This window comes from Burkholderia sp. BC1, from assembly GCF_052683555.1.
Genome location: NZ_JBQYLP010000200.1, coordinates 13,417 through 30,702, shown reverse-complemented (window position 1 = coordinate 30,702; position 17,286 = coordinate 13,417). Strand labels below are relative to the sequence as shown.

Below are 17,286 nucleotides of genomic sequence, written 5' to 3'. Positions count from 1 at the left end.
TCCGATTGTCCGCCGCGGATCGTGACAGTTCCATGCGCGAAAACGCTAGTAAACGAATGGCGCAATTGGCGCGGAAATTGAACCAATCGATGCGGCCGCATCGGTCGGCGTGCCGGCGCACGGGAGGGAAGGGCGCGCCGGCTTGTGCGTTCAGGCACTCGTGCCGCCGGCCGCGCGGTGCGGTACGACGTTCGGATGGTCGCCGCGCACGCCGAAGCGCGCGATCAGCGCGGGGATCGCGTCGGCCGGCACCGGCCGCGAGAACAGGAAGCCCTGCGCCTCGATCTCGCCGAGCGCCGACAGCCACGCGATCTGCTCGTCGGTCTCGGTGCCTTCGACGACGACGGTCAACCCGAGCGAACGCGCGAGATGCACGATCGACGCGACCATCACGCACACGCTGCGATCGTGCGGAATCGCCTGCACGAACGAGCGGTCGACCTTCAGCGTGTCGACCGAGAAGCGGTGCAGGTACGACAGCGACGAATAGCCGGTGCCGAAGTCGTCGAGCGCGATCCGGATGCCGAGCTTCTTCAGCGCGACGATCTTCTCGGATACGAGCTCCGGATATTCCATCATCGCGGTCTCGGTGATCTCGATCTCGAGGCGGTTCGCGTCGATGCCGGTTTCGCGCAGCGCGCCCGAGATCGTCTCGATCAGGTCGCCGCGCCAGAACTGCACGGGCGAGATGTTGACGGCGAGCGTCAGCGTGTCGTGGCCTTCCTCGCGCCAGCGCGCAATCTGCCGGCACGCGGTGCGGATCACGAAATCGCCGATCGGCACGATGAGCCCGGTCGATTCGGCAATCGAAATGAACTCGTTCGCGGAGATGATCCCGTGCTCGGGGTGATCCCAGCGTGCGAGCGCCTCGAAGCCCGTGATCGTGCGGTGCGCGAGATCGATCTTCGGCTGGTACGCGAGGAACAGCTGCCCTTCGGCGAGCGCGACGCGCAGCTGCTGCTCCCAGCGCATCAGATGATCGGCGCGATGCGACAGATGCGGCGCATAGAACTGATAGCAGTTCTTGCCGGCGTCCTTCGCGCTGTACATCGCGAGGTCGGCCTTCTTCAGCAGGTCGATCTCGCTTTCGTTCGCGACCGTATGCAGCGCGATGCCGATGCTCGCGTGCAGCACGAACGAACTGCCGCGCACGTCGAACGGCTCGGCGAACATCCGGATGATCGCCTCGGCAAGCCGTACCGCGCGCCGTTCGACGTCGTCGCCCTTCATCACGACGACGAACTCGTCGCCGCCGATGCGCGCGAGCGTGCCTTCGTCGCCGACGGCATCCGACAGGCGCGATGCCGTCATCTGCAGCACGATGTCGCCGGCGTTGTGGCCGAGCGTGTCGTTGACGGTCTTGAAGTTGTCGAGATCGATGAACAGCAACCCGAGCCGCGACAGGCTCGACGGCATCGACACGTCGTTGCGCAGCCCGCGCAGCGTCGCGTAGCGGTTCGCGAGGCCGGTCAGCAGGTCGTATTCGGCGAGCTGCGTCATCTCGCGCTCGCGGCCGAGCAGCTTGCCGATCAGGCCCGTTGCGACACCGAAGAACGCGAGCATCGCGAGCGTGATGAAGCTCGTCATCAGCAGATAGACGTTGCGCGTGTGGTAGTAGTCCGCGAACTCCTCGGCCTGCGACAGCCCGACCATCACCGCGAGCGGATAGCCGTCGAGGTGACGGTACGACACGATGCGCGTGACGCCGTCGATCGGATCGGCGATCGTCCCCGTCACGCGCTCGGCGATCGGGTAGACGCCCGATGCCGAGAACGCGCCGGGCGCATTGCTGACCGAACCGGTGCGGCGCGCGAGCACGGCGCCCGTGTCGGAGACGACCGCGATCACGCCTTCCTTGCCGATCGCCGCGTTGTTGTAGAAGTCGTTCGTGAAGTAGCTCGGGTCTTCCGACACGACGACGATGCCCGCGAAACTGCCGTCCGGATTGTTCAGCCGCCGCGTCATCTGCAGCGTCCAGTGGCCCGATACGCGGCCGAGCACGGGCTTGCTGATGTAGAGGCGGTCGTCGTTGTGCGTGAGATGCACCTGGAAGTGCTCGCGATCGGACAGGTTGATCGCTTGCGGGCGCGTTTCGGCCGTATTCGCGAACAGTATGCCCTTCGCGTTGACGAGCGAGACCTGGATCAGCGTGTCGCTCGGCACGACGCCTTTCTCGACCGCGCTCGCGAGATTGAAGTGCGCGGGCGACTTCTCGAACTCGAACTTGACGAAGCGCGTGATCTGGTCGACCTGGTGGATCGCCTTGACCGTGTGCTGTTCGAGCGCGGACGACAGGATCGCCGCCGACGCGGCGGCCTCCTTGTACGCGCTGTCCTTCTCGACCGACAGCCGCGCGATGATCACGGCCCACAGCAGCGCCAGCGCGAGCATCCCGAGCAGCGGGATCGCGAATAGCGCCCGGCGCCTCGACTTGCGCGGCGTGCGCAGCCGCGGCGGCGGCGGGTGGGATGAACGGGCGAAGCTCATCGAAGGGCGGCGTCCTGCTCTCGCGTACGCCATCGTCGGGGGATGGCCGGCTGGTGGGATCGCAGCGGCGTCCGCCCGTTCGCGGCGCGCGAATACCGGGCAGACGTCCGAAGCAACGGATTAGGCCCGATATTACTGGCTGGTGCGGTTTTGCGATAGCGGGGGGAAGGGCGCCGCGGACGGGCGCCCTCGGGACGGGAAACCGTCAGGCGGGAAGACGGAACGTGCCGTCGACGATGGTGACCGTGCTGCCGCCGATCCACGTCGTGCCGTCGGCGTCGTAGTGGACCGACACGCGGCCGTCGCGGCCGATCGCGGTGCCCTGGCGGGCCGTATAGGACGCGCCCGGGCGCCGTTGCTGGCGCGTGAGCAGGCCGGCCAGCGCGGCGTTCGCGCTGCCGGTGACCGGATCCTCGCCGAGGCCGAAGCCGCCGCCCGTCATCAGGCAGCGGATTTCGAACGTCGCGGGGCCGCCGGCCGCATGCGGCGCATAGGCGGCGAGCCCGTGCGTGCCGTAGCGATGCGTGATCGCTTCGAGCGCGGCCGGATCGGGCGCGAGGCCGATGCACGCGTCGGCCGACGTCAGGCGCACGACGAGCCAGGGCGCGCCGTTGTCGACCGCGCACGCTTCGGCATCCGGATCGATCGCGTCGGAGCGCAATGCGGCGGCGAGCGCCGCGTAATCCGCACGATCGACCGGCGTGAAGCGCGCCGGCGGCGCGGCGAATGCCCAGCCGTCGCCCTGTTCGCGCAGCACGACGCGGCCGACGCCGCATTGCTGAACGAGCCGGCCCGCCGTGCGCGGCCGCGCGCCGCTCGCGAGGAACGCGTGCGCGGTGCCGAGCGTCGGGTGGCCGGCGAACGGCAGCTCGCCGGCCGGCGTGAAGATCCGCACGCGATAGTCGGCGTCCGGATCGGTCGGCGTGCAGACGAACGTCGTTTCCGACAGGTTCGTCCAGCGGGCGATGGCGAGCATCGCGTCGTCGTCGAGCGAATCGGCGTCGAATACGACCGCGAGCGGATTGCCCTTGAACGGCACCGACGTAAACACGTCGACCTGCGCGAAGCGAACGAGGCGGCCGGACATCGGCGTATTACGCGACTTCGGCGATCAGTTCGATCTCGACGCACGCGCCGAGCGGAATCTGCGCGACGCCGAACGCCGAGCGTGCATGCTTGCCCGCATCGCCGAACACTTCGGCGATCAGTTCCGATGCGCCGTTCGTCACGATGTGCTGCTCGGTGAAGTCGAGCGTCGAGTTCACGAGGCTCATCAGCTTCACGATGCGCGTGACCTTGTTCAGGTCGCCGGTGTGCGCGTGCAGCGTCGCGAGCAGGTCGATCGCGATCGCGCGCGCGGCCGCCTTGCCGTCTTCGGTCGTCAGGTCGGCGCCGAGCTTGCCGGCCCACACCTTGCCGTCCTTCTTCGCGATGTGGCCCGAGAGGTAGACCGTGTTGCCGCTTTGCGCGCTCATCACGTAGGCGGCAGCCGGTGCGCCGGCGCTCGGCAGTTCGATGCCCAGCGATTTCAGTTTGTCGTAGACGTTAGCCATGCGTTCGTTCCTCGTAGTGAGTCTTGACAGGAAAAAGGGCGGATCAGAGGCGCTCGCGGATCAGCTTGCCGAGCCGCGCGACGCCTTCCTCGATCTTCTCGGGCGGCACCGTCACGAACGACAGGCGCAGCGTATTCTGCTGCGCGTCGTTCGCGAAGAACGGCGCGCCCGGCACGAAGGCGACGTGATGCTCGACCGCCGTCGCGAGCAGCGCCATGCTGTCGATCTGCTTCGGCAGGTTCACCCAGATGAACATCCCGCCTTCCGGGCGGTTCCACGTGACGCCTTCCGGCATGTGACGCGCGAGCGCGCCGAGCATCGCTTCGCACTGCGCGCCGTACAGCTGGCGGATCGTCGGGATGTGCTCGTCGAGGAAGCCGTCCTTGATCACCTCGTGTGCGATGCGCTGCGTGAGCGTCGGCGTGTGCAGGTCGGTCGCCTGCTTTGCCTGCACGAGCTTGAAGTGCAGTTCCTCGGGCGCAATGATGTAGCCGATCCGCAGGCCCGGCGCGAGCACCTTCGAGAACGTGCCGAGGTGCACGATGTGGTCGGGCGCCATCGACAGCATCGTCGGCAGCGGCTCGCCCTGATAGTTCAGTGCGCCGTACGGATCGTCTTCGAGCACCGGGAACGGGCTCGTCTGCGCGAATGCGGCCAGCGCGCGGCGGCGCTCGACCGGCAGGCGGCGGCCCGTCGGATTCTGGAAGTTCGGCTGCGCGTACAGCAGGCGCGCACCCTGCGTGAGCGCGGGTGTGAGGCCGTCGGGCAGCAGGCCCTGTTCGTCGGTCGGCAACTGCACGTAGCGCGGCTCGTACAGCGAGAACGACTGCAGCGCGCCGAGGTAGGTCGGCGTTTCGACGAGGATCGGGCTGCCCGGATCGACGAGCGCCTTGCCGAGCAGGTCGAGCGCCTGCTGCGAGCCGGTCGTGACCAGCACCTGCGACACGCGCACGCGATAGCGCTCGGCGATCCACTCGCGCAGCGGCAGATAGCCTTCGGTCGCGCTGTACTGCAGCGCTGCGGCCGGCGCGTCGCGCAGCACGCGGTCGGCGGCCGCGCGCATGCGCTCGGCCGGAAACGTCGCGGGGGCGGGCAGGCCGCCGGCGAACGAGATGACCTCGGGGCGTTCCGTGACCTTCAGGATCTCGCGGATCGCCGAGCTCGTCAGCTTGCGGGCGCGTTCGGAAAGCTGCCAGTGCGGCGGGTGCAGGTCGCTCGGATTCATAGTCTCCTCGTTCGGATATCGTGGTCAGTCAAGAAAGGTCGATCGGGCCGATCACGTCGACGCAGCCGGGTCGGCATGCGCGAGCGCGTGCGTGCCGTCGCGGCCGGGTGGGCAGAACCGTTCAGGCAAAGCGGACATTATGGCGTACCTCATCAGCCGGCGCGAGCGGGACGCGGCGCCGTGGCGACCGCCGAGCGCCGGCCGAGCATCACGGTCGCGATCACGGCGGCGGCGAACAGCCACGTGGAGGGCGTGACCGTTTCGCCGAACAGCAGCGCGGAAAACGCGATCGTGAAGAAGATCTGCAGCAGTTGCACCTGCCCGACGCGCGCGGTGCCGCCGATCGCCAGCCCCGCATACCACGCGAAAAAGCCGATGAATTGCGAAAAGAGGGTCACGTAGCCGAACGCGAGCCAGGTGCGCAGCGCGAGCGGGCCCGGATGGGCGGCGTGCTGCAGCCATGCGAGCCAGCCGACCGGCAGCACGAGGAACGGCGCGGACACGACGAGCGCCCAGCAGATCACCTGCCAGCCGCCGATCTGGCGCGCGAGGCGTGCGCCTTCCGCGTAGCCGAGCGCGCCGATGCCGACCGCGACGAGCATCAGCGCATCGCCCGGCTGCACGGTGCCGCCGCCGTCGCGCAGCGCGAGCGCGATCACGAGCGCGCTGCCCGTGACCGCGCTGACCCAGAACGCCTTCGACGGCCGTTCGTGCGACAGCCAGGCCGCATACAGCGCGACGAACAGCGGCTGCAGCCCGTTGACGACCGCGCCGTGCGACGCGGGCACGGTCTTCATCGCCCAGGCGGAGAACACCGGATACGCGACGATCACGCCGGCCGACACGACGGCCAGGCTTTTCAGCTGCGTGCGCGTCGGCAGCGGCTCGCGGCGCCACCACAGCAGCAGGCCGGCCGGCACCGCGGCCGCCAGCGCGCGGCCGAGCCCGTTGAGCAGCGGATGGAGCTCGGCGACGACAATGCGCGTCATCGGCAGCGTCAGGCTGAAGATCATCACGCCGATCAGGCCGAGCAGCATGCCCCGGGTTTCGCGCGAATTCATGTCGAGGGTGTCTCCGTATCGTAGGGGTTCGGGCACGCGGCGCGGCGTGCGTTCAGCGCAGCGTGCGCGGGCCGTGCGGCGTGTCGAATTCGGCGATCAGCGCGGGCGGGCCGTCGGCCGCTTCGAGGTCGAGCAGATGGGCGGCGCCGAGCCAGTCGAGCTGCTCGGCGATCAGGTCTGCGCGCGGATGGCGGCCCTTGAGCGCCGTCAGCGCGACGCCGTCGTGCGGCAGCGAATCGGCCGGATGGCGCGGGCCGTCCCACTGGATCAGCGACGGCACGAGGCCGTCGCCCGCTTGCTGCCACGCGGGGAACGCGCCGTCGTCGGGCACCGTCAGGCCCCACGTCAGGTCGCCGCGCTGCATCGCGACGACGGGCGGAATGCGGTCCGGATACTGGCTTTGCCACAGCGCGAGCTGGCGCGGGCGCTCGACGCGCGCGACCCAATGCGCGAGGAACGGACCCTGCGCGACGCGCGCCTGCATCGCCGGATCGTCGAGCGCGAACAGCCGCGCGCGCGGCGGCGCGCCGCCCGCAGCGTCGTCGCGTGCGTCCGGATCGATCGCGATGACTTCGAGATACGCGCCGCCCCAGAAGCCGAACAGCGCATTATGGGTGCGCATCAGCGGATGGCGGCCGCCGCCGGCCGGGGCGATGCCGAGCGTGTCGGCGACATGGCGCACGCCTTCGTCGAGCGTGCGCGCGGCAATCACGAGATGGTCGAGGGTCAGGGAGCGGGTAGGCATCGGCGTCGGTCGGGAAAAGCGGAACTGTCATGGCCGACCGGCCGCGCACGAACGGCCGCCGGTGCAGCCGCACCGCTCGGTAGCGGCGCGCGGGTGCGCGGCGGCCGGTCGCGAACGGCCGGTTGTCGATCAACTGTAATCGTGCGCACCGGCACAGTAACGGTACAATCGGCGCGATACCCTTCGGTACAGTTGGAGCCGCCGCTCATGTCCTCCGTTCCGCTCGCACAGATTCCCGCCCCGCACGACACCGCCACGCTGACGCTCGTCGACCAGCTCGTCCAGTGGGCGCGCCGCCGCATTGACGAACGGGTGTTCCGGCCCGGCATGCGCATGCCGTCGATCCGCAAGCTCGCGCTCGACAAGAGCGTGTCGCGCTTTACCGTCGTCGAAGCGTACGAGCGCCTCGTCGCGCAGGGCTATCTCGATTCGCGGCGCGGCTCAGGCTTCTACGTGCGCGAGCGCACGGTCGGCCCGCAGCCCGTCGCCGACGGCGCGACGCGCGGCGCCGAAGCGACGCCCGTGCACAACACGATCGACGTCGTCTGGCTGCTGCGCAACATGCTGCATACGGTCAGCCCGGAAAAGGGGCCCGGTCTTGGCTACCTGCCGGGACGCTGGCTCGACGGCGAGCTGATCACCGGTGCGCTGCGCGCGCTCGGCCGCCAGTCGGGCGCGCAGATGCTCGGCTTCGGCACCGCGCAGGGCTTCCTGCCGCTGCGTCAGCAACTGCAGACGCGGCTCGCGGAAGTCGAGATCGGCGCGACGCCCGAGCAGGTCGTGATGGTCTCGGGCATCACGCAGGCGATCGACCTGATCGCGCGGATCTACGTGCGGCCCGGCGACGCGGTGATCGTCGGCGATCCCGCGTGGTTCCAGATGTTCGGCCGCTTCGCGTCGCAGGGCGCGCAGCTCGTCGGGATGCCCTATACGCCCGACGGTCCGGATCTCGACGCGCTCGAGACGCTCGTGCAGATGTGGCGCCCGAAGATGCTCGTGATCAATTCGGTGCTGCAGAACCCGACCGGTACGTCGCTGTCGGCCGCGCAGGCGTTCCGGATCCTGAAACTCGCGGAGCAGTACGACTTCCTCGTCGTCGAGGACGACGTGTACGGCGACCTGTGCCCGCCGAGCTATCCGGCCACGCGGCTCGCGAGCCTCGATCAGTTGAAGCGCGTGATCTATCTCGGCAGCTATTCGAAGACGCTTGCCGCGAACCTGCGCGTCGGCTACGTCGCGTGCGCGCCCGACATCGCGAAGGCGATCACCGATCAGAAGATGCTGGTCGGCATGACGACGCCCGAGCTGAACGAGCGCGTGCTGTACAAGATCCTGACCGAAGGCCACTACCGGCGGCACGTCGAGCGGCTGCGCGCGCGGCTCGACGGCGTGCGCGACAAGACCGCGCGGATGCTCGAGCGCACCGGCCTGAAACTGTTCGCGATGCCGGCGGCCGGCATGTTCCTGTGGGCCGACACGGGCGTCGACTCGGACGCGCTCGCGGCCGCCGCGCACGAGGAAGGCTTTCTGCTGACGCCGGGCAGCCTGTTCTCGCCGCAGCAGTCGCCGTCGACGTGGACGCGCTTCAATGTCGCGAACTGCGGCGATCCCGCGCTGCCGGGGTTTCTCGCGCGCTATATCGAATCGGCGACGCGGCGCGCGTCGTGACGCGGCCGGCCGTGCCGGCTCTTGAAATCGGCGCGGCCGTCCCCATCTGCGCGCGCAAACCGCTTGCGCCAGGCGGTTGTCCCTAGACGGGCCGGCCGGCATCGCGCGCCGGACGCCTGCGCCACACCACTCAAGTTCAAGTAAGAGGAAACAGCATCCATGGCACACGAAACGATGAGCTTTCAGGCAGAGGTCAAGCAGCTCCTCCACCTGATGATTCATTCGCTCTACAGCAACAAGGAAATCTTCCTGCGCGAACTGGTGTCGAACGCGTCCGACGCGGCCGACAAGCTGCGTTTCGAGGCGCTCGCGGACAACGCGCTCTACGAGGACGATCCGAACCTGCGCATCCGCATCGGCTACGACAAGGCCGCGCGCACGATCACGATCGACGATAACGGGATCGGGATGAGCCGCGACGAGGCGATCGCGAACCTCGGCACGATCGCGCGCTCGGGCACGAAGGAATTCTTCTCGAAGCTGTCGGGCGACCAGCAGAAGGATGCGGCGCTGATCGGCCAGTTCGGCGTGGGCTTCTACTCGGGCTTCATCGTCGCGGACAAGATCACCGTCGAGACGCGCCGCGCGGGCCTGCCGGCGAGCGAAGGCGTGCGCTGGGAAAGCGCGGGCGAAGGCGATTTCACGATCGACGCGATCGAGCGCGCGCAGCGCGGCACGACGATCACGCTGCATCTGCGCGAAGGCGAGGACGAACTGCTGTCGTCGTACCGGCTGAAGTCGATCATCCAGAAGTATTCCGACCACATCGCGCTGCCGATCCTGATGAAGAAGGAAGAATGGGATCAGGAAAAGGGCGAGATGGTCGTCAAGGACGACGACGAGACCGTCAACCAGGCGAGCGCGCTGTGGACGCGGCCGAAGAGCGACATCACCGACGAGCAGTACAAGCAGTTCTATCAGCACATCGCGCACGATCATCAGGATCCGCTCACGTGGACGCACAACCGCGTCGAAGGTCGCAGCGAATACACGCAGCTGCTGTACGTGCCGTCGCAGGCGCCGTTCGACCTGTGGAACCGCGATTATCGCGGCGGCCTGAAGCTGTACGTGAAGCGCGTGTTCATCATGGACGACGCCGAGCAGCTGCTGCCGCAATACCTGCGCTTCGTGAAGGGTGTCGTCGATTCGGCCGATCTGCCGCTGAACGTATCGCGTGAAATCCTGCAGGAAAGCCGCGACGTCAAGGCGATCCGCGAAGGCGTGACCAAGCGCGCGCTGTCGATGCTCGAAGAGCTCGCGAATGCGGAAGACGATGCCGGCAAGGAGAAGTACAAGACGTTCTGGCGCGCGTTCGGCCAGGTGCTGAAGGAAGGCGTCGGCGAGGATCACGCGAACCGCGAGCGCATCGCCAAGCTGCTGCGCTTCGCGTCGACGCACGGCGACACCGATGCGCAGGACGTGTCGCTCGCCGACTACGTCGCGCGCATGAAGCCCGAGCAGACGAAGATCTACTACGTGACGGCCGACACGTGGCAGGCCGCGAAGAACAGCCCGCATCTCGAGGTGTTCCGCAAGAAGGGCGTCGAGGTGCTGCTGCTGACCGATCGCGTCGACGAATGGATGCTGTCGTTCCTGCACGAGTTCGACGGCAAGCCGCTCGCGAGCGTCGCGCGCGGCGATCTCGATCTCGGCGCGCTGAACGACGAGGAGAAGAAGGCGCAGGAAGAGGCGGGCGAAGCGATCAAGCCGGTCGTCGAGAAGATGAAGGAAGCGCTCGGCGACAAGGTGAAGGACGTGCGCGTCACGTTCCGTCTGACCGATTCGCCGTCGTGCCTCGTCGCGGACGACAACGACATGAGCGGCTACCTGCAGCGGATGCTGAAGGCGGCCGGCCAGAAGGCGCCGTCGTTCCAGCCGATTCTCGAGATCAACCCCGAGCATGCGCTCGTCAAGCAGCTGAAGGCCGACAGCGCCGATTTCGGCGACTGGTGCCATCTGCTGTTCGATCAGGCGCTGCTTGCCGAAGGCGGGATGCTCGACGATCCGGCGAGCTTCGTGAAGCGGACCAACGCGCTGCTGCTGTCGCGCGCCGCGTGAGTGCGCGGATGCGATTCGACGGCGCGCTTGCGGGCTGGCGCGACACGCCGCGGCCCGGCTGCACGCCGGACCAGCGCGACTGGCTCACACGCGGCGGTTCGCTGACCGCGCACCTCGCGCGGCTCGGCCGCGTGAGCGTGCGCGTCACGCGCGAGGCCGTCGATCGACCGTGGTTCGACGAACACGCGGCGCTCGCCAGCGCGCCGCGTGCGCCGATGTGGGTGCGCGAGGTGATCCTGTCGGTCGACGGCACGCCGTACGTGGCCGCGCACAGCATCGCGCCGCTCGCGGCGAGCAAGGGCGTATGGCAGGCGATGCGGCGGCTGCGCACGCGGCCGCTCGCCGAGCTGCTGTACAGCGATCCGCAGGTCGAGCGTTCGGCGCTGGTGAGCCGGCGCGTGATCGCCGGCCATCCGCTATATGCGCTCGCGAGCCATGCGCTCGGCGGCGCGCGGGCGCCGCATGCGTTTGTGGCGCGACGGTCGGTGTTTCAGCGTCACGGCGCACCGTTGATGGTGACCGAGTGCATGCTGCCGGCGCTGTGGCGGCATCTCGATGCGCATGGCGATGGGCCGCGCACGGGTGGGCCCGATGTCGCAACGGGAGCGTCGATCGCGAAATGAACAAGCGTTGTTTTCCGCCGGTGGTCGATGCAAACACGCGGATTTTGATTCTCGGCAGCCTGCCTGGCGAGCGATCGTTGGCGCTTCGCCAATACTACGGGCATCCGCAAAACAAGTTCTGGTCGCTGGTCGGCGACGTGATAGAGCGCGATCTCGTCGGCATGAGTTATCCGGCGCGTCTCGATACGTTGCTCGAACATCGCATCGGATTGTGGGACGTCGTGGCGCAGGCGAGCCGTATCGGCAGCCTCGATAGCCGCATACGCGATCACGCGAGCAACGATTTGATCGCGCTGATCGAGACGCTGCCGAATCTGACGACCATCGCCTTTAACGGCGGAACGGCCGCCAAAATCGGCATGACGGCGCTCGGCGAAGAGGGCGCCCGGTATCGGCTGCTGCGCCTACCGTCGAGCAGTCCCGCCTATGCTTCGATCTCGTATGCGGAAAAACTCGCCGCGTGGCGGCAGCTGCGGCCGTTGAATTGAGCCGCCCGAACCTGCCGTGCCGTCAGGCAGCGAACACGACCTCGATGTGTCCTTCGGTTTCCGAATGACGGTCCGGTCCTACGACGATCTGTACATCGCGCCCGAGCTTGGCGAGACAGTCGAGCATCTTCGCTTCGCTTACGCCGCGAAACTGCCCGCGCAGCATGTTCGATAGCTTCGGTTGCGTCATGCCGAGCAGTCGTGCCGCGTGCTGCTGCGTCCATTTGCGGGTCTTGATGATCTCCGCGATCTTGGCGGCGAGTTGAGCCTTGACGCGCATTTCTTCGGCGTCGGGCGTGCCCAGATCCGCGTAGACGTTGCCGCTGCCGCGTTCGATTTCGATCATCACTTTCCTCCATTTGCGTGTGCTTCGGCGGCGCTCAGGCGCGCGCGAACCAGTTCGATGTCCGGCTTCGGCGTCGCGATACCGCGGCACGATTTCTTCTGGAAACGGTGCAGCACATAGACGGCGCCACCGAGTTTCACCGTATAGACCGCCCGGTACGTGCCGCTGTCCTCCGACTCCACGACCTCGAGCACGCCGGCCGATCCGAAACCCCTCAACGGCTTGGCCTGATCGTGCTTTCCTCCCGTCTGGGCCAGATACAGCGCATAGCCGAACGTGTCCTGTACCGCTTCGGGCATCGCTTTCAAGTCCTTGCGTGCCGAGCCGAGCCAGTAGAGCGGTTTGGTGTACGGAACCATCGATGAATTTATACCCATTTGTGTATATTTGCAACCGTGACGCGCAGAAAAAACAGTTCGGTCACGCGGGCCGAATGCAGTGGGTCACGCCGTATGCCGAACGATTCGGCACGGGCATTTTTGTCGTCGGCCAAGAGCTGGGACAAGTCGGCCGTTCGGCAGATATCGATATGGGTTCGAGTGAGCGGCCGCGACGGTTTCAGGGACGATGAGACGCAGCGCGCTGAAAACGAGCGGCCTGCGACGACCCGTAACCGGTTGAGTCGGTTGAGTCGGGCGACGCGTTGTGTTTCGGTCAGGCCGCGCTTTCAAGCAGATGCAAGCCACGTTGAATGCCGGCGCGGCAAAGATCTGCCGGGCCATGTCAACGCCGCGACGTGAACCATCGTTCGGGTTCCCAAACAGATAGGTCGAAATGGATTGCAGTGCGCGAGAGAGAAGGGCGTTGCCGAACGAGCGCCTCGGCGTGTCGGATCAACCGAAACCGGAATCCGTTCCGACGGTTGCGCGCCGCGTTGCTTGAACAGCCCGAATTGCGCGCGCCGGCGTACGACGCGTCACTTGTCGTTCCCCCATCGCCATTTCGGCCTTTCCCCTTTCGCGTAACAGACGATCGTGAGCGCGAGCACCAAGCCCACGACGCATGCTGCGAACGCGAAGGGCGCCTGTGCCGGCGGGAAGCGGCGCGAACTCGCGACGAGGCCGAGCGTAAACAGCAACAGGACAAGCCATCCCTGCCACGCGATGGGCAGCCCCCATCCCCATCCGTAGCGTTTCGCCGGGAACCAGATCTTCCTGTCGGTCGAGGTCATGTGCGCTCCGGGTCAGTGATAGTCGCTTGCTCGCTGGTGACGTATCGCAAGAATCGTCACGGCATGGCTGCCGTCGATGGATCGCTGGTGCGACGCATTGTCGACCACGATGCCCTCGGTCGCAAGTCGGGCGATCGGCGTGACGCAATCCGTTCAGCGTCGGCGATTGCCGCGCCAATGCTATCCTCTCGTCCGCCAAAACCAGCTTCATCGAGCGAGATTCATCCATGACCCGACTGATCAAGCGCGCATCCGCCGAGGCGCGCGCTTTCAAGCGCAACCAGCCGTCCGCCTACAACGGCTCCGAGAAACTGCAGCCGCCGCGCGTGAAGCGCCGTACCGACCTCGACGAGCACGACGACGTGCCCGTGCTCGACGCGCCGCGCAAGCCGCGCTTCGCACCGGTGACCTTCTCGGAGGAGCGCGGCGTGCGCTACCTGCATTTCGGTACCGAATGGGTACAGGGCGCAATGCGGATCTCGAAACCGCTCGCGATCGAACTCGAATACGCGCAACAGATGATGGCGTGGCTGCTGTTTCTCGAAACGCCGGAACGCATCGTGCAGCTCGGGCTCGGCACCGGCGCGCTTACGAAGTTCGCGCACCGCTTCCTGCCGCGCGCGAAGGTCGAGGCGGTCGAACTGAACCCGGCCGTGATCGTCGCCGCGCGCACGATGTTCGCGCTGCCGCCGGACGACGCGCGTCTTGTCGTGCACGAAGCGGACGCGTGGGATTTCGTCAACGATCCGGCGAATCGCGGCACGACGGGTGCGATCCAGATCGACCTGTACGATGCGACCGCACGCGGCCCCGTGCTCGACAGCGTCGCGTTCTATCGCGCCGTGCGCGGCTGCCTGACCGATGCGGGTATCGCGACGATCAACCTGTTCGGCGATCACCCGAGCTTCGTGCGCAACATGAAGCACCTGAACGCGGCTTTCGATCACCGCGTGATCGCGCTGCCGGAAGTGCACGACGGCAACCGGATCGCGATCGCGTTTTCCGGCCCCGCGCTCGACGTGCCGTTCGATCAGCTCGACGCGCGCGCGAAGCTGATCGAGGACACGCTGAAACTGCCCGCTCGCAAGTGGGTGAAAGGTTTGAAAGAAACGATCGGCGCACGCGGCGCGTCGTTCGCGATCTGACGCCCATGCGCGGCCCGCATGCCGGTGCAACCGCGCGCCAGGGGGCGGATCACCTCGGGTTCGCCCCTGCTTGACCGGATGCTTGCGACTCCTATACTGGCGCGAAGCCAGGGGAGCCGCAGCTTACCCGTTTTGCCGCTCCTCTCGCCGCCGTACCCGCTCACAAGATCGATAACCGGGAAGATGAGGAGACGTCATGGCTCACGATGCCGACGCCAATCGGGCCGCCAAGCGCTGGCTCTGGCTGCTGGTACTGCCGCTGATCGCGATGGTCTGGGTGCCGTCGTACAGCAAGATTGAACCGCAATGGCTGGGTTTTCCGTTTTTCTACTGGTACCAGCTGCTCTGGGTGTTCATTAGCGCGGTGATCACCGCCTTCGTGTACTACAAGACCAAGAACGCGTGGAAAACGCCGGGAGGTGTGCAATGAATCTCGGCGCGACTTTCGTCTTCGTTCTCCTTTTCATTGGCGTCACGATCATGGGCTTCCTCGCCGCCAACTGGCGACGCGGCGACCTCGCCCATCTCGACGAGTGGGGGCTCGGCGGCCGGCGCTTCGGCACGATCGTCACCTGGTTCCTGCTCGGCGGCGACCTGTACACGGCGTACACGTTCGTCGCGGTGCCCGCGCTCGTGTTCGGTGCCGGCGCGATGGGTTTCTTCGCGCTGCCGTACACGATCCTCATCTATCCGTTCGCGTTCGTCGTCTTTCCCAAACTGTGGAGCATTGCGAAGCGGCACGGCTACGTGACGGCCGCCGACTTCGTCAACGCCCGCTACGGCAGCCGCATGCTCGCGCTCGCGATCGCGGTGACGGGCATCGTCGCGACGATGCCGTACATCGCGCTGCAACTGGTCGGCATCGAGGTCGTGATCGGCGCGCTCGGTTTCGACACGACGGGCTTCGTCGGCGATCTGCCGCTGATCATCGCGTTCGCGATCCTCGCCGCGTACACGTACACGTCCGGGCTGCGCGCGCCCGCGATGATCGCGATCGTGAAGGACGTGCTGATCTACATCACGATCGCCGCCGCGATCATCGTGATCCCCGCGAAGCTCGGCGGCTTCGGGCATATCTTCGCGAGCGTGCCGCCCGCGAAGCTGCTGCTGAAGGCGCCCGACGCGACGAGCCTGAACGGCTACAGCGCCTACGCGACACTCGCGATCGGCTCGGCGCTCGCGCTGTTCCTCTATCCGCACTCGGTCACCGCGATCCTGTCGTCGTCGTCGGGCAACACGATCCGCCGCAACATGGCGATGCTGCCGGCTTATTCGTTCGTACTCGGCCTGCTCGCGCTGCTCGGTTACATGGCGCTCGCGTCGGGCGTGAAGGACATGCCGCAGTACGCGCCGTACTTCAAGGCGTTCGGCCCGAACTTCGCGGTGCCCGCGCTGTTCCTGAACTACTTCCCGTCGTGGTTCGTCGGCGTCGCATTCGCGGCGATCGGGATCGGCGCGCTGGTGCCGGCGGCGATCATGTCGATCGCGGCCGCGAACCTGTACACGCGCAACATCCATCGCGAGTTCGTGAACCGCAACATGACGCACGACCAGGAAACGCACGTCGCGAAGCTCGTGTCGCTGATCGTGAAGATCGGCGCGGTGGCATTCATTCTCGGCCTGCCGCTCACGTACGCGATCCAGCTGCAACTGCTCGGCGGGATCTGGATCATCCAGACGCTGCCGGCGATCGTGCTCGGGCTCTACACGCGCGTGCTCGATCATCGCGGGCTGCTGGTCGGGTGGGCGGCCGGGATCGTCTGCGGCACGTGGATGGCGATCTCGCTGAAGCTGGCCGGCTCGATCTTCACGATTCACCTGTTCGGCCTCGCGATTCCTGGCTACGCGGCGGTGTGGTCGCTGATCGTCAACCTCGTCGTGTCGATCGTGGTCAGCGTGCTCGTGCGCGTGATGGGGATGGCGCATGCGGAAGATCGCACGCGGCCGGAAGACTATCTCGACGTCGTCGAAAGCTGAACGCGGCGGCGCGGCTGCGCGTCGCCCGTCGAGCATGCCGCAATGAAAATGCCCGCCGCTGCGAAGCGGCGGGCGTTTCACGTTGTATCGGCGCGTCTCGCCGCTACTCCGCGCGGTTGGGGATGTTCTCGCGCTGCGACAGATCCTCGACGTTGATCATCCAGTGCACGCCGAAGCGATCCTTCACCATGCCGAAGCCGAGGGCCCAGAACGTCTTCTGGAACGGCATCGTCACTTCGCCGCCTTCGGCGAGCGCATCGAACAGCTTTTTGCCTTCGTCGACGCTCGCCGGATTCAGCGACAGCGAATAGCCGGCGTGCTGGCGGTCGGCCGCGTGGCAGTTGCCGTCCGAGCACATGATCGACGATTCGCCGATCGTGAAATTCGCGTGCATCACCTTGTCGGCCATCTCGGGCGAGATCGGCTGCTCGGGATTCGGCGGCGCGTCGCGGAAGTAGATCTTGAACTGCGTCTTTGCACCGAGCGCCTTCTCGTAGAAGCGAAGCGCCTCGTCGGCCTGACCGTAGAAGGTCAGGTACGGTTGGACTTGCATCGTTGCCTCCTTGGGCACGCGTCGCCGGACCTGCACCGGGGCGGCGTCATGCAATGTTGTGACGGGAAAGGGCGTGTCGGGAAGCGGCCGGCGCACCCGTGTCGTGGATTGTAGTGCGCGCGTCGGGCAGCGGAATGAAAAATAAAACGGCCGCGAACGAAGACGTTCGCGGCCGTTCGCGGCGCT

At 66.8% G+C, this 17,286-nt stretch carries 17 protein-coding genes; 7 read left to right on the top strand and 10 right to left on the bottom strand.

Annotation, left to right across the window (positions count from 1 at the left end):
- Positions 1-150: 150 nt before the first annotated feature.
- The 6 genes from ACSHSS_RS30810 to ACSHSS_RS30785 all read right to left on the bottom strand — a co-directional run bounded on the left by ACSHSS_RS30810 (position 151) and on the right by ACSHSS_RS30785 (position 7,071).
- Entirely contained in the window at positions 151-2,487 is a 2,337-nt protein-coding gene (locus ACSHSS_RS30810; protein WP_445546024.1) for a bifunctional diguanylate cyclase/phosphodiesterase, read from the bottom strand.
- Between the two features lie 205 nt (positions 2,488-2,692).
- Positions 2,693-3,574, bottom strand: a complete 882-nt coding sequence (locus tag ACSHSS_RS30805; RefSeq protein ID WP_048805882.1) for a PhzF family phenazine biosynthesis protein — start codon at positions 3,572-3,574, stop codon at positions 2,693-2,695.
- Positions 3,575-3,581: 7 nt separating this feature from the next.
- Positions 3,582-4,040: a RidA family protein gene (locus ACSHSS_RS30800; RefSeq protein ID WP_006398680.1), complete on the bottom strand. Its 459-nt coding sequence runs from the start codon at positions 4,038-4,040 to the stop codon at positions 3,582-3,584.
- 43 nt (positions 4,041-4,083) lie between these two features.
- Entirely contained in the window at positions 4,084-5,265 is a 1,182-nt protein-coding gene (locus tag ACSHSS_RS30795) for an aminotransferase-like domain-containing protein (protein ID WP_006398681.1), read from the bottom strand.
- 152 nt (positions 5,266-5,417) lie between these two features.
- A complete protein-coding gene (locus ACSHSS_RS30790) occupies positions 5,418-6,326 on the bottom strand; it encodes a DMT family transporter (RefSeq protein ID WP_445546023.1) in 909 nt (302 codons plus the stop codon).
- A gap of 52 nt (positions 6,327-6,378) precedes the next feature.
- Entirely contained in the window at positions 6,379-7,071 is a 693-nt protein-coding gene (locus ACSHSS_RS30785; RefSeq protein ID WP_445546022.1) for a VOC family protein, read from the bottom strand.
- 207 nt (positions 7,072-7,278) lie between these two features.
- Between ACSHSS_RS30785 and ACSHSS_RS30780 the strand changes: the two genes are divergently transcribed.
- From ACSHSS_RS30780 to ACSHSS_RS30765, 4 genes are all read left to right on the top strand, one after another.
- On the top strand, positions 7,279-8,739 hold the full coding sequence (locus tag ACSHSS_RS30780; protein WP_105846296.1) for an aminotransferase-like domain-containing protein: 1,461 nt from the start codon (positions 7,279-7,281) through the stop codon (positions 8,737-8,739).
- 159 nt (positions 8,740-8,898) lie between these two features.
- Entirely contained in the window at positions 8,899-10,797 is a 1,899-nt protein-coding gene (gene htpG, locus ACSHSS_RS30775; RefSeq protein ID WP_059875776.1) for a molecular chaperone HtpG, read from the top strand.
- Between the two features lie 8 nt (positions 10,798-10,805).
- Positions 10,806-11,420 (top strand): chorismate--pyruvate lyase family protein, encoded by a 615-nt coding sequence (locus ACSHSS_RS30770; protein WP_006398690.1) that lies wholly within the window; start codon positions 10,806-10,808, stop codon positions 11,418-11,420.
- Positions 11,417-11,908 (top strand): DNA-deoxyinosine glycosylase, encoded by a 492-nt coding sequence (locus ACSHSS_RS30765; RefSeq protein WP_006398691.1) that lies wholly within the window; start codon positions 11,417-11,419, stop codon positions 11,906-11,908. The genes ACSHSS_RS30770 and ACSHSS_RS30765 overlap by 4 nt, the downstream gene beginning before the upstream one ends.
- Positions 11,909-11,930: 22 nt before the next feature.
- Here ACSHSS_RS30765 and ACSHSS_RS30760 read toward each other — a convergent pair whose 3' ends face one another.
- The 3 genes from ACSHSS_RS30760 to ACSHSS_RS30750 form a co-directional block, all read right to left on the bottom strand.
- Complete coding sequence (locus ACSHSS_RS30760) at positions 11,931-12,254, bottom strand: helix-turn-helix domain-containing protein (protein WP_006405635.1); 324 nt, start codon at positions 12,252-12,254, stop codon at positions 11,931-11,933.
- Entirely contained in the window at positions 12,254-12,631 is a 378-nt protein-coding gene (locus ACSHSS_RS30755) for a type II toxin-antitoxin system RelE/ParE family toxin (RefSeq protein ID WP_445546021.1), read from the bottom strand. The genes ACSHSS_RS30760 and ACSHSS_RS30755 overlap by 1 nt, the downstream gene beginning before the upstream one ends.
- Before the next feature lie 539 nt (positions 12,632-13,170).
- Positions 13,171-13,425 carry a hypothetical protein gene (locus ACSHSS_RS30750; protein WP_445546020.1) on the bottom strand — a complete coding sequence of 85 codons (255 nt, stop codon included), beginning with the start codon at positions 13,423-13,425 and terminating at the stop codon, positions 13,171-13,173.
- Between the two features lie 227 nt (positions 13,426-13,652).
- Here ACSHSS_RS30750 and ACSHSS_RS30745 point away from each other — a divergent pair, with 227 nt between their 5' ends.
- The 3 genes from ACSHSS_RS30745 to mctP all read left to right on the top strand — a co-directional run bounded on the left by ACSHSS_RS30745 (position 13,653) and on the right by mctP (position 16,547).
- The gene (locus ACSHSS_RS30745; protein ID WP_059787259.1) at positions 13,653-14,570 is read left to right on the top strand and encodes a hypothetical protein; all 918 of its coding nucleotides are present in this window, start codon (positions 13,653-13,655) and stop codon (positions 14,568-14,570) included.
- Between the two features lie 196 nt (positions 14,571-14,766).
- Complete coding sequence (locus ACSHSS_RS30740) at positions 14,767-15,000, top strand: DUF3311 domain-containing protein (protein ID WP_006398697.1); 234 nt, start codon at positions 14,767-14,769, stop codon at positions 14,998-15,000.
- Positions 14,997-16,547: a monocarboxylate uptake permease MctP gene (mctP, locus tag ACSHSS_RS30735; RefSeq protein WP_006398698.1), complete on the top strand. Its 1,551-nt coding sequence runs from the start codon at positions 14,997-14,999 to the stop codon at positions 16,545-16,547. The genes ACSHSS_RS30740 and mctP overlap by 4 nt, the downstream gene beginning before the upstream one ends.
- A gap of 103 nt (positions 16,548-16,650) precedes the next feature.
- On the opposite strand, the gene ACSHSS_RS30730 is transcribed toward mctP, so the two are convergent.
- The gene (locus ACSHSS_RS30730; protein WP_006413500.1) at positions 16,651-17,100 is read right to left on the bottom strand and encodes a VOC family protein; all 450 of its coding nucleotides are present in this window, start codon (positions 17,098-17,100) and stop codon (positions 16,651-16,653) included.
- Positions 17,101-17,286: the final 186 nt, after the last annotated feature.